This is a genomic window from Pseudomonas sp. P1_F1_2 (assembly GCF_056405815.1).
Genome location: NZ_JBFUBK010000002.1, coordinates 98,214 through 111,195 on the forward strand (window position 1 = coordinate 98,214; position 12,982 = coordinate 111,195).

The 12,982-nt window shown below is 58.3% G+C and carries 10 protein-coding genes; 5 read left to right on the forward strand and 5 right to left on the reverse strand.

Annotated elements, in window-relative coordinates; genetic code table 11:
* Positions 1-132 precede the first annotated feature (132 nt).
* The 4 genes from AC1D2P_RS01110 (at position 133) to AC1D2P_RS01125 (ending at position 6,877) form a co-directional block, all read left to right on the forward strand.
* Entirely contained in the window at positions 133-3,981 is a 3,849-nt protein-coding gene (locus tag AC1D2P_RS01110) for a sensor domain-containing protein (protein WP_223522721.1), read from the forward strand.
* Between the two features lie 249 nt (positions 3,982-4,230).
* A complete protein-coding gene (gene glyA, locus AC1D2P_RS01115) occupies positions 4,231-5,484 on the forward strand; it encodes a serine hydroxymethyltransferase (protein ID WP_109786308.1) in 1,254 nt (417 codons plus the stop codon).
* Between the two features lie 217 nt (positions 5,485-5,701).
* Positions 5,702-6,232 (forward strand): hypothetical protein, encoded by a 531-nt coding sequence (locus AC1D2P_RS01120; protein WP_109786309.1) that lies wholly within the window; start codon positions 5,702-5,704, stop codon positions 6,230-6,232.
* Between the two features lie 78 nt (positions 6,233-6,310).
* The gene (locus tag AC1D2P_RS01125; protein WP_477757936.1) at positions 6,311-6,877 is read left to right on the forward strand and encodes a hypothetical protein; all 567 of its coding nucleotides are present in this window, start codon (positions 6,311-6,313) and stop codon (positions 6,875-6,877) included.
* 128 nt (positions 6,878-7,005) lie between these two features.
* Here AC1D2P_RS01125 and yjiA read toward each other — a convergent pair whose 3' ends face one another.
* From yjiA to AC1D2P_RS01140, 3 genes are all read right to left on the reverse strand, one after another.
* Positions 7,006-7,977 carry a GTPase gene (yjiA, locus tag AC1D2P_RS01130; protein WP_477757937.1) on the reverse strand — a complete coding sequence of 324 codons (972 nt, stop codon included), beginning with the start codon at positions 7,975-7,977 and terminating at the stop codon, positions 7,006-7,008.
* 162 nt (positions 7,978-8,139) lie between these two features.
* Entirely contained in the window at positions 8,140-8,337 is a 198-nt protein-coding gene (locus AC1D2P_RS01135) for a YbdD/YjiX family protein (RefSeq protein ID WP_003228401.1), read from the reverse strand.
* Positions 8,338-8,352: 15 nt separating this feature from the next.
* Positions 8,353-10,419, reverse strand: a complete 2,067-nt coding sequence (locus AC1D2P_RS01140; RefSeq protein ID WP_046028595.1) for a carbon starvation CstA family protein — start codon at positions 10,417-10,419, stop codon at positions 8,353-8,355.
* A 160-nt stretch (positions 10,420-10,579) separates the two neighbouring features.
* On the opposite strand from AC1D2P_RS01140, the gene AC1D2P_RS01145 reads away from it, so the two are divergent.
* Positions 10,580-10,948 (forward strand): PilZ domain-containing protein, encoded by a 369-nt coding sequence (locus AC1D2P_RS01145; RefSeq protein ID WP_046028598.1) that lies wholly within the window; start codon positions 10,580-10,582, stop codon positions 10,946-10,948.
* Between the two features lie 31 nt (positions 10,949-10,979).
* Here AC1D2P_RS01145 and radA read toward each other — a convergent pair whose 3' ends face one another.
* Both radA and AC1D2P_RS01155 read right to left on the reverse strand, forming a co-directional pair.
* A complete protein-coding gene (gene radA / locus AC1D2P_RS01150) occupies positions 10,980-12,347 on the reverse strand; it encodes a DNA repair protein RadA (RefSeq protein WP_008028888.1) in 1,368 nt (455 codons plus the stop codon).
* A gap of 45 nt (positions 12,348-12,392) precedes the next feature.
* Positions 12,393-12,935: an ankyrin repeat domain-containing protein gene (locus AC1D2P_RS01155; RefSeq protein WP_109786312.1), complete on the reverse strand. Its 543-nt coding sequence runs from the start codon at positions 12,933-12,935 to the stop codon at positions 12,393-12,395.
* Positions 12,936-12,982 lie beyond the last annotated feature (47 nt).

The following is a 12,982-nucleotide window of genomic DNA, read 5'->3' on the forward strand; positions in this document are numbered from 1 at the left end:
CCTGATTGACGGAAGGCAGTCCAGCCGACAGGGGCTGGCACTTAGCCACAACTCAAGGCATGCTAGCCGCCCTTCGGGCGTCAGGCTTATAGTGCACGTCGCGCCAGTCCAGTCAAACCGCAGGATTCCAGTTTGTCTAATGCCACTCCGCCAGCTTTCGTGAGCGCTCCCAGTCCTGCGACCGGCTCGCCCCTGCGTGGAACCCTGAAAGGCGCGCTGGCGACACTTGTTCTGTTGCTGCTCGCCCTGCTGTTCTGGCAGTTGCTGGATCAACTTCGCGAAACCCAGAAACACCAGCGCCAATACACCATCGATTACACCGCCGACCTGGCTGCGCAAGTCAGCCTGAACATGGCGCTCAACGCGCAAATCGCCCTCAACCTGCTACCGATCGTCGAACAACCGCAAAGCGCCGACGAACAGCGGGCGTTACTGCGCAAGCTGCAACAGTCATTACCGGAACTACGCAGCCTGGCGTTGCTCAGCCCCTCCGGGAAAATCCTCAACGACAGCGCCGATGACAGTCAGGACGCCGACTACCTGAGTGAACTGGTCCGGCGCAGTCATGCCCAGGCCCACTACTTCAGCAACGCCGATGACGGTTCGGTGGTGCATCTACTGCTGCATCAAGCCAGCGGCAGCTCCCGAGGCTATTGGGCCCTGCGCCTGACACCGACCTTTTTCTCGACGCTGACCAAACAGAGCGAGGCCGGCATCCGTCCGCTGTGGCTGGTGGAAAACCGCATTAATCGCCAGATCATCAGCCGCGATGATGCCGTGCCCTCCAGCACGCCAGCCGTGCTGACGCCGGATGAATTGGCCAGCAGTGTGCTGACCGTGCCGTTGAGCAGCAGCGACTGGCAAATGCGCGGGTTGTTCGATCGGCAACGGGTGCTCGAAGAGCTGCTGCCGGCGTTCATTGGCAAATGCCTGCTGGGCCTGGCGTTTTCGCTGCTACCGTTCATTGCGCTGCTGAACATGCGCCGCCGCCAACGCCAGTTGAATGAGGGGCGTCGACGCTACCAGGACATTTTCGAAGGCACCGGCGTTGCACTCTGTGTACTCGACGTATCGGGGCTCAAGGGCGCTTTCGACAAGGCGCAGTTGCAGAGCAACGAACAATTGCAGGCCTGGCTTGAGCGCCCGGAACAACGCCGGCAACTGCTTCAGGAGTTGCGCATCACCGAGGTCAACCAGGTTGCCCTGCAACTGCTCAACGTCAACGCTTGCGGGCAGGCCTGGAACCTGTTGATCGACGGCAATGCACAGAACGGCACGGCCATTGGCAATCAAGTGCTCGAAGCGGTGTTTAACCAGCAGCGACAGCTTGAGCTGGAAATCAAACTGCAGGGTGCCAACGACCGCGATCAGCACTTGTGGCTGGTCCTGCGCCTGCCGGTCGATCAGAACGACTATAAAGCGGTGATCCTGAGCATTACCGACATCACCAGCCGCAAGCTGATCGAGCTGTCACTGCTGGAACGCGAAGGGTTCTGGTCCGATGTGGTGCGCACCGTGCCGGATCACCTGTACGTGCAGGACGTAATCAGCCAGCGGATGATTTTCAGCAACCACCACCTCGGCCAGACCCTCGGATACGACCCTACCGAACTGCATCAGATGGGTGAGTATTTCTGGGAAATCCTGCTGCACCCCGAGGATGCCGATTTCTACCATCGCTCGCGCCAGATCCAGCGTCAGGCGGGTTACAGCCAATTGATGCAGTGCCAACTGCGCTTCCGTCATCGTGATGGCAAATGGCGGCGGTTCGAGATTCGTGAACAGGCCCTGGCACGGGACAAGCACAATCAGGTCACGCGCATCATCGGGGTGGCGAAGGACATCACCGATCAGATCGAAGCCAGTGAATCGTTGCGCGACAGCGAACAGCGTTACCGGATGCTCGCCGAAAGCATCAGCGACGTGATTTTCTCCACCGACAGCAAACTGTCACTCAACTACGTCAGCCCCTCGGTGCAAGCCGTGCTGGGTTATGACGCAGAGTGGATCTTCCAGAACGGCTGGCAATCGATCGTCGCCAACCCGCAACAATTGACCGGCATCTTCCACCTGATGGACCGGGTCAGCAAAGCGCTGGATAAACCCGAGCAACTGGCGCTGTTGCGCAGCCAGGTGCAGACCCAACTGTTCCTGTTCGATTGCCTGCGCGCCGATGGCCGCAAGATTCCCATCGAGTTGCGACTGGTGCTGGTCTGGGACGAACACGGCGCGTTTGAAGGCGTGCTGGGGGTCGGTCGTGACATCAGCCAGCAACGCCGCGCCGAAAAAGACCTGCGCATGGCGGCCACGGTATTTGAACACTCGACCTCGGCGATTCTGATCACCGACCCGGCCGGTTACATCGTTCAGGCCAACGAAGCGTTCAGTCGCGTCAGCGGCTATGCCGTGGAACAAGTGCTCGACCAGTTACCGAACATGCTGACTGTCGACGAGCAGCAGGACGCTCATCTGCGCTACGTGCTCAAGCAACTGCATCAGAACAGTACGTGGGAAGGCGAAGTCTGGCTCAAGCGCCGCAACGGCGAACACTACCCGGCCTGGGTCGGAATCACGGCGGTGCTGGACGACGAAGGCGACCTGGCCAGTTATGTGTGCTTCTTCAGCGACATCAGCGAGCGCAAGGCCAGTGAACAGCGGATTCACCGCCTCGCCTACTACGACGCCCTGACTCATCTTCCCAACCGCACGCTGTTCCAGGATCGCCTGCACACGGCGCTGCAATCGGCGGACCGGCAGAAGTCATGGGTGGTGCTGATGTTCCTCGACCTCGACCGTTTCAAGCCGATCAACGATTCCCTCGGCCACGCCGCCGGCGACCGCATGCTCAAGGAAATGGCCACGCGCCTGCTCGGCTGCGTCGATGATGACGACACCGTGGCCCGCATGGGTGGCGACGAATTCACCTTGCTGCTGCAACCCCGGGTCAACCGCGAAATCGCGCTGAACCGGGCGATCCACGTGGCGGAACAGATTCTGGCCAGCCTGGTGAAACCCTTTGTACTGGAGGGCCGCGAGTTCTTCGTCACGGCCAGTATCGGCATCGCCCTGAGCCCGCAGGACGGCAATGAACTTAGCCAATTGATGAAAAATGCCGACACGGCGATGTACCACGCCAAGGAACGCGGCAAGAACAACTTCCAGTTTTATCAGGCGGACATGAACGCCAGCGCACTGGAACGCCTGGAGCTGGAAAGTGATCTGCGACACGCCCTGGAACAGAACGAATTCGTGCTGTATTACCAGCCGCAATTCAGCGGCGACGGCAAACGCTTGACCGGTGCCGAAGCCCTGTTGCGCTGGAGTCATCCACGACGCGGGCTGGTGCCGCCGGGGGATTTCATTCCGGTGCTCGAAGAGCTCGGCCTGGTGGTGGATGTCGGCGACTGGGTCATCGGCGAAGCGTGCCGCCAGCTCAAGACCTGGCACCAGACGAAAGTCCGCGTGCCAAAAGTATCGGTGAACATCTCGGCGCGGCAGTTCTCCGACGGCCAGTTGGGCACGCGGATCGCCACCATCCTCAAGGAAACCGGCCTGCCGCCGGCGTGCCTGGAGCTGGAGCTGACCGAAAGTATCCTGATGCGCGAAGTCAGCGAGGCGATGCAGATTCTCGCCGGGTTGAAAAACCTAGGTCTGAGCATTGCGGTCGATGACTTCGGCACCGGCTACTCATCGCTCAACTATCTCAAGCAGTTCCCGATCGACGTTCTGAAAATCGACCGCACGTTTGTCGATGGCCTGCCGTCCGGTGAACAGGATGCGCAAATTGCCCGGGCGATCATCGCCATGGCACACAGCCTGAACCTGGCGGTGATCGCCGAGGGCGTGGAAACCCAAGAGCAACTCGACTTCCTGCGCGAGCATGGTTGCGATGAGGTTCAGGGCTATCTGTTCGGCCGGCCGATGCCGCCCAGCCGCTTTGAAGCACAGTTCAGCAATGATGCCCTCTTCATGCTCGACTGAAGTCCTGCTGAGAGGCTGATGACCCCATCGCGAGCAAGCTCCCTCCCACAGTGGATCTTCAGTGTTCGCGCATTTTATGTACACCCGAGAACTTGTGGGAGCGGGCTTGCCCGCGATGAGGCCTGCATGATCACCGCTGATCCCTTCATGAAGCCCACTTGTCTGCGACATGATGTCGTTTCATATGCCATCCAAAACCCGTTGGGTTAGAATGCCCCCCTTTTCTGCCCCCGATCCTTGAGGACCGCCATGTTCAGCCGTGATTTGACTATTGCCAAGTACGACGCCGATCTTTTTGCCGCCATGGAGCAAGAAGCTCAGCGCCAGGAAGAACACATCGAGCTGATCGCTTCGGAAAACTACACCAGCCCAGCGGTGATGGAGGCTCAAGGCTCGGTTCTGACCAACAAGTACGCCGAAGGCTACCCGGGCAAGCGCTACTACGGTGGTTGCGAGTACGTCGACGTCGTTGAGCAGCTGGCCATCGATCGTGCCAAGGAACTGTTCGGCGCCGATTACGCCAACGTTCAGCCACACGCCGGTTCGCAAGCCAACAGCGCGGTTTACCTGGCACTGCTGCAAGCCGGCGACACCATCCTGGGCATGAGCCTGGCCCACGGTGGTCACCTGACCCACGGCGCCAGCGTTTCGTCCTCCGGCAAGCTGTACAACGCCATCCAGTACGGCATCGACGCCAACGGCCTGATCGACTACGACGAAGTCGAGCGCCTGGCGGTTGAACACAAGCCAAAAATGATCGTGGCCGGTTTCTCTGCTTACTCGCAGATCCTCGACTTCCCGCGCTTCCGTGCAATCGCCGACAAGGTTGGCGCCTACTTGTTCGTCGACATGGCCCACGTGGCCGGTCTGGTCGCCGCTGGCGTCTACCCGAACCCGGTGCCATTCGCTGACGTCGTGACCACCACCACGCACAAGACCCTGCGCGGTCCACGTGGCGGCCTGATCCTGGCTCGCGCCAATGCCGACATCGAGAAGAAGCTAAACTCCGCGGTATTCCCGGGCGCCCAGGGTGGCCCGCTGGAGCACGTGATCGCCGCTAAAGCGATCTGCTTCAAGGAAGCACTGCAGCCTGAGTTCAAGACCTACCAGCAACAAGTGGTGAAAAACGCCAAGGCCATGGCCGGCGTGTTCATCGAACGCGGTTTCGACGTCGTTTCCGGCGGTACTGAAAACCACCTGTTCCTGCTGTCACTGATCAAGCAGGAAATCTCCGGTAAAGACGCCGACGCCGCTCTGGGCAAAGCATTCATTACCGTGAACAAGAACTCCGTACCAAATGATCCACGCTCCCCGTTCGTCACCTCCGGCCTGCGCTTCGGCACTCCGGCTGTGACCACTCGCGGCTTCAAGGAAGCCGAGTGCAAGGAACTGGCCGGCTGGATCTGCGACATCCTGGCTGACCTGAACAACGAAGCGGTGATCGACGCCGTTCGTGAGAAGGTCAAGGCCATCTGCAAGAAGTTGCCGGTTTACGGCGCTTGATAGCAGCAGCTTGAATAAACCCGGCCTGACAGCCGGGTTTTTTTTGACTGTTATTTTTGCACCCCTGCAAACTTCGACACTTCTTTAATTGAAAACTACTGAAACATCAAAGTCCAAAAACAACTACTCATTCTCGTCCCTCGACTGTTAGCTTAATAACCAGCCGACAACTTCGGCCAACTTTACAAATTAAAACCACACACAGGGAATGAACAACATGAGCCAAAACAAAGAGCGGTCCTTTATTGCCACAATGACAACCAGCCATGGCAACTTGCATTTACCAGGTATCACCCACGGTAAAACAACACGCATCAAAAAACTTGATTTTGACACATGGTCTTTTGAAGCCAACATGGACGTATCCAGTTATCTTTGCGTTAAAGCAAACACTGCACCCAAGCAGCTAAAATTCGAGTTTCATTGCATCGACGACTATTACTCCATTTATCTGATCACTGACGGCCCGTATCACCGGTATGCACTGAGCAATGAAGACAAAGATTTCATCAGTGCCTTCCGCCCTGACCATGACCAGACAACCTTTAACTTGCTAGATAAAAACGGAAACATCATAACCCTCGACCAGATCGACAACGACACTCCGACACTCAGGATTCAGACGCGGGGCGGCCGGACGCTCAGCGTACGGGGCAATACAGCGGTAGGCGGCCTGGTTTGCACAGGCAAAGTCACAGCACAGCCTCTGGACTTCAAACTTGAAATACTGACCCGAGGCACTCTCTGAGTCATTCTCCCGACTTGCCAATATTGAATGCAAAAAAATCAACATGGACGAACTAAAATCAAGCATGGACTGCCTGAAATGAAAACCGACCGACAACTATCTTTCACCGCAACCTTTGGCACAGAAACAACGTTATTGAATTTCCTGGACATCGCACTTGGCAAACGGGCAATAGTCAACTCAGGACTTGCCAGCGGTGGATTTTTCACCGGAAAGCGTCAAAGCCGGAATGATTCACACTTAATTGGTTTTCGCCCCGATGTCCCGGTAGACGCCAAACCTCGCCTACAGCTTTATTTCAGGCATACGCAACGTCATTACAGGCTCTATGTCCGAACAGCAGGAGATTATTATGGAAAATGTCTCAGCATGAGTGACAACGGATTACTTGGGGCATTCCCTTCTGATGACTCGAACATCTTTGCGCTGAGAGACGAACGCGGAAACATGCTGACCCTTGATACTATAAAAAGTGAATCGCTCAGTATTTATCTGCAGCCGAAGGAGTCTGGACTTCTACATCAACACAAAGAGCATGATTCAACCTATCTTTATGTCGCAGACAAAGGGGGTTCCCCCTTGGCTTTCAATCTGCACATCCTGGAAAGAAATGCCCCTTACGTCAGCAGCCCCGATGAGGTCTGACGATCCAGGCATTCAATACCGCTGAGCCGCGGCGGACGTCCCCTCCCGACTCAAAACCGGGAGGGGCATAGTCGGGGTGAGGCGGTGATCACCGCCGCCTCACCTGAAAACAACCCAAATTCTGCACACTACTGCGCTGCCACCCGTGCAAATCCTTCGCGAATCTTCTCTTGCGGCAAGTCATCGGCAATAAACACGATCACGCTTTCGCGGGCCTCATCGTCTGCCCACTCGGTATCCCAATCGAAACCATACAGTTTCAGCACCCCCTGAAACACCATGCGCCGAGACTCACCGAGGATGTTCAATACACCTTTGTAGCGCAGCAGTTGCTTGCCATGCTCTTCGAGCAATTCATTCATGAACTCGCTGAGCTTGTCGATATCCAGCGGTTTGTCGGTGCGCAGCACCAGGCTGGAGATACGGTCGATGGATGGCGCCTTGCTTACCGGACGCAGACTCACGCCACCGCCAAGGTCGGCATTCAGATTGAAACCGCGCACGTCGAGCAATTCGGCCAGATCGATCTGGCCGTGATCGACCACGCGGATCGGCGCACGCCGGTTGATACGGGTCAGCCGTTCACTCAATGCGATGAACGTCGGCTCATCCACCAGATCGCGCTTGCTCACCAGCAAGCGGTCTGCGAAACCGATTTGCGCCTGGGCAATGGTTTGAGCCAGGTGCGTGTCGGCATGCGCCGCGTCGACCAGGGTGATGATGCCGTCGAGGAGGTAGCGTTCACGCAGTTCTTCGTCGATGAAGAACGTTTGCGCCACCGGAGCCGGGTCCGCCAGGCCAGTGCATTCGATCACCAGGCGATCGAAGGCGATGTCGCCGCTGTCCAGGCGTTCGAGCAACAGGTACAGCGCCTTGGTCAGGTCGGTGTGGATGGTGCAGCAGACGCAGCCGTTGGACAGCGTCATGACTTGTACCGGCTCGTCGCCCAACAGTTGGGTATCGATACCGGCATCACTGAATTCGTTTTCGATCACGGCTATTTTCAGGCCGGGCTCTGCTTTCAACAGGTGACGCAACAGCGTGGTCTTGCCGGCGCCAAGGAAGCCGCTGAGGATCGTGACGGGGATGGGAGAGGACAAACTGAATCTCCTGCTTCATAAAATAAAAAGTGAACACAAAAACAAATGTGGGAGCGGGCTTGCCCGCGATAGCGATTTACCATTCAACATCAATGCTGACTGATAGTCCGTCATCGCGGGCAAGCCCGCTCCCACAGGGGTTGCATCAATCTGGCTGTCGGATCAACAGCACTTCGGCCCACCCTTGCCACCGTAACGCGCTTCCTGACGTTCGCGGAAGAACATTTCGTAGCTCATCACCGGTTTGTCCGGGTGTTTGGTTTGCATATGCTCGACGTAGGTGTCGTAGTCGGGCATGCCGACCATCAGGCGCGCGGCCTGACCGAGGTATTTACCGAGGCGACTCAGGTCATTGAACATGTTTGCAATCCTCGATTACGCGTCAGGCAGGGCGTGGAATGGTGATTCTTTATCCGTGCGCTCTTTTTTACCCCAGGAGGCAATGCCGACCTTGAGTGCATAGAACAGGATGCTGAAGACCACGAACAGGAACAGCGCCGTCAGCGTAGCGTTGGTGTAGGCATTGAAGATCACGTGCTGCATCTGCGTGATGTCCTTGGCCGGGGCGAGGATCTGACCGTTGGCCAGCGCATCGCTGTACTTCTTGGCCAGCGACAGAAAGCCGATCGCCGGGTTGGCGTCGAACAGCTTGATGAAGCCTGCGGTGGTGGTGCAGATCAGCAGCCAGACCGCTGGCACCAACGTCACCCAGATGTAGCGCTGGCGTTTCATTTTGATCAGCACAACGGTGCCGAGCATCAGCGCGATACCGGCCAGCATCTGGTTGGAGATGCCGAACAGCGGCCACAAGGTGTTGATGCCACCCAACGGATCGATGACGCCCTGATACAGCAACCAACCCCACATCGCTACACAACCGGCGGTGGCGATCAGGTTGGCGGTCCAGGATTCCGTACGTTTCAGCGCCGGCACGAAAGAGCCCAGCAAATCCTGAAGCATGAAACGACCGGCACGGGTACCGGCGTCGACAGCCGTCAGGATGAACAGCGCTTCGAACAGGATCGCAAAGTGGTACCAGAACGCCATGGTGTTTTCACCCGGCAGGACACTGTGCAGGATCTGCGCGATACCGACCGCCAGGGTCGGCGCACCACCGGCACGGGCCAGGATGGTGGTTTCGCCGATGTCATGGGCCACGGCTTGCAGGGCTTCCGGGGTAATGGCAAAACCCCAGCCGCTGACCGCTTGCGCCACCGCTACCACATCACCGCCGACCACGGCCGCCGGACTGTTCATCGCGAAGTACACGCCTGGTTCGATCACCGAGGCGGCAACCATGGCCATGATCGCCACGAAGGACTCCATCAGCATGCCGCCGTAACCGATGTAACGGGCGTTGGTTTCGTTATCCAGCAGTTTTGGCGTGGTGCCGGAAGAGATCAGCGCGTGGAAACCCGAGACCGCGCCACAGGCGATGGTGATGAACAGGAACGGGAACAGACCGCCCTTCCACACCGGGCCGGTGCCGTCGATGAACTGGGTCAGCGCGGGCATTTTCAGCTCGGGCATGGTCACCAGAATGCCGATCGCGAGGGCGACGATGGTGCCGATTTTCAGGAAGGTCGACAGGTAGTCACGCGGGGCCAGAATCAGCCACACCGGTAACACGGCGGCCACAAAACCGTAGCCGATCAACATCCAGGTAATCTGGATGCCGGTGAAGCTGAACGCCTTGGCCCAGACCGGGTCAGCGGCAATCTGCCCGCCCAGCCAGATCGAACCGAGCAGCAGCAACACGCCGACCACGGAGATTTCACCGATGCGGCCCGGGCGGATGTAGCGCATATAGATGCCCATGAACATCGCGATCGGGATGGTCGCCATCACCGTGAAAATGCCCCAAGGGCTTTCAGCCAGGGCTTTCACGACGATCAGTGCCAGCACCGCGAGGATGATGATCATGATCAGGAAGCAGCCAAACAGTGCGATGGTGCCCGGGATGCGGCCCATTTCTTCACGGACCATGTCGCCCAGGGACCGACCGTTGCGGCGGGTCGACATGAACAACACCATGAAGTCCTGAACAGAACCGGCCAGTACCACGCCCGCGATTATCCACAGAGTACCCGGCAGGTAACCCATCTGCGCCGCCAATACCGGACCGACCAGAGGACCAGCGCCAGCGATGGCCGCGAAGTGGTGGCCGAAAAGAATGTGTTTGTTGGTCGGCACATAGTCCAGACCATCATTATTGAGTACGGCGGGGGTCGCCCGTCGCGGGTCGAGTTGCATCACATTGTTAGCGATGAACAGACTGTAGTAGCGATACGCAACCAGATATATGGCCACCGCCGCGACCACAATCCACAAGGCGTTGATTGCCTCTCCGCGGCGCAGTGCCACTACCCCAAGTGCGCACGCACCGACGATTGCCAGCAGCAGCCAGGGTAAGTGGCTTAGCAGGCTATTATTATTTTTCATTTTATGATTCCAGCCAGAGTGGACAAGAAAGAAAGCCACCCCGAGTTTAGCTCTCCTGACGGCAAAGGCCATACCCCAACATTGGTCTAAACGCCTGTCTGCGCTGGCAGGCTTTGATATTGCGGGTCTATAGTCAGCGTACCTTTTCGAGGATTACGCCATGAGCGAGCACGCCGCCGATCGCCGCCGCTTCAAACGTATCGCGTTCGATGCCAAAACCGAGTTGAGCCAAGGGGAATACATCTGGCCGGTGAAGCTGATCGACCTGTCGCTCAAGGGACTGCTGATCGAGAAGCCCGAGCCGTGGCTGGGTAATCGAGAGTGGCATTTCCTGGTCGATATTCACCTCACCGATGACGTTGCCATCAAGATGGATGTGCAACTGACCCACGATGATCATGGCCAGCTTGGCTTCGTCTGCAAACACATCAGCCTGGAATCGATTGAACGCCTGCGGCGGTTGATTGAACTCAACGTGGGAGACTCGCAAGAGCTGGAACGTGAGCTGGGGGCGTTGATCGAGATCTGAATTCACCCCCGGCTCCTACAGGAATTGCGGGTTACTCGAACAACGCGTCCAGTGCCTGTTCCAGACGTGTCACTGCAATTATCTGCAACCCCGGCGGTGATTCTTTCGGCGCATTGCCCTTGGGCACGATGGCGCGCTTGAAGCCGTGCTTGGCGGCTTCTTTCAGGCGTTCCTGACCGCTTGGCACCGGGCGCACTTCGCCCGACAGGCCGACTTCGCCAAACACCAACAGATCATGCGGCAGTGGCCGGTTACGCAAACTGGACATGACGGCCGCCATCAACGCCAGGTCTGATGCTGTTTCCAGCACCTTCACCCCGCCCACCACATTGAGGAATACGTCCTGATCGTGGGTCGGAATGCCGCCATGACGGTGTAAAACCGCGAGCAGCATCGCCAGGCGATTCTGATCCAGCCCCAGTGTTACCCGGCGCGGGTTGGCCAAATGACTGTCGTCCACCAAGGCCTGGACTTCCACCAGCATCGGTCGTGTGCCTTCCCACGTCGCCATGACCACACTGCCCGGAACTTCTTCCTGAGCGCGGGTGAGAAAAATCGCCGAGGGATTGGAGACTTCTTTCAAGCCCTTGTCGGTCATGCCGAACACACCCAATTCGTTAACTGCGCCAAAACGGTTTTTCACCGCCCGCAGTAAACGCAGACGCCCATCGGATTCGCCTTCGAAATACAAAACGGTGTCGACCATGTGCTCCAGCACGCGCGGACCGGCCAGAGCACCTTCTTTGGTCACGTGGCCGACCAGGAAAATCGCCGTGCCGCTCTGCTTGGCATAACGCACCAGCAGCGCTGCGCTCTCGCGAACCTGCGAGACACCGCCCGGTGCCGATTGCAGTTGTTCGGTGAAGATCGTCTGGATCGAGTCGATCACCATGACCTTGGGTTTTTCCACCCGGGCCGTGGCGATGATGGTTTCGATGCAGGTTTCGGTCATCACCCGCAGTTGGTCCTGCGGCAAACCCAGCCGGCGGGCGCGCATGGCCACTTGTTGCTGCGATTCTTCGCCGGTGACGTACAGCGCCGGCATGCTTTTGGCGAGGTTGCACAAGGTTTGCAACAGGATGGTCGACTTACCGATGCCAGGGTCACCGCCGATCAGCACTACCGAACCGTCGACCAGGCCACCGCCCAGCACCCGATCGAGTTCACTGGAGGCTGTGGAAAACCGCGGTATTTCTTCGACACTGACTTCGGCCAGTGTCTTGATCTGGGCCTGCTGACCGGTCCAGCCAGTGCGACCGCTCGGGGCGGCGGCGCCACCGCTTTCCACCATGGTTTCGGTCAGCGTGTTCCAGGCCCCGCACTCGCCGCATTGGCCGGCCCACTTGGGGAAGGTTGAGCCACACTCGGTGCAGCCGTACATGCGCTTGGCCTTGGCCATCTGAACTCCCGGCAAAAACCGCGATGATAGCTCAGCTGACACCGATCAGCGCGGCGCGGCGGTACGGATTTCGCCGCTGGCCAGACGCGTGGCGCTGTTGCCTAACGGATCTTCGGCGTTCAGGTCCGCGCCTTTGGCCTTGAGTGCATCGAGCAGCTCGGCACGTTTGAACAATCCGGCGTACATCGCCGCAGTCTGCCCCGCGCCGTTGCGCTGGTCCGGACTGCAACCGGCCGACAACAAGGTCCGGGCGATTTGCACTTCGCCTTTGAAAATCGCCCCCATCAATGCCGTGTTGCCTCGCTGGTCCTGAGCACAGGCATCCGCGCCGGCGGCGAGCAAGCGATCGACTGCGCCGGTCTGGCCGTGATAGGCCGCCAGTATCAACGCGGTATAACCCTTGCCATCGCGGGTATCGAGCGAGTATCCAGCCTCGATGAACGTGTCGAGCATTGGCACATCACCACGGCGGGCGGCGTCGAAGTAGTAATCCTGCAATTGAGCAGACAGCTCGGCCGCATCGTCACTTGTGGAGGAAAAGGCACTGGTCGAAAGCAACGCCAGCACCAGAAACAGATAATCACGCATCGCAATCTCCTTGGCTCGACGGGACCTCACCCGAGGTCCCGCTTTTC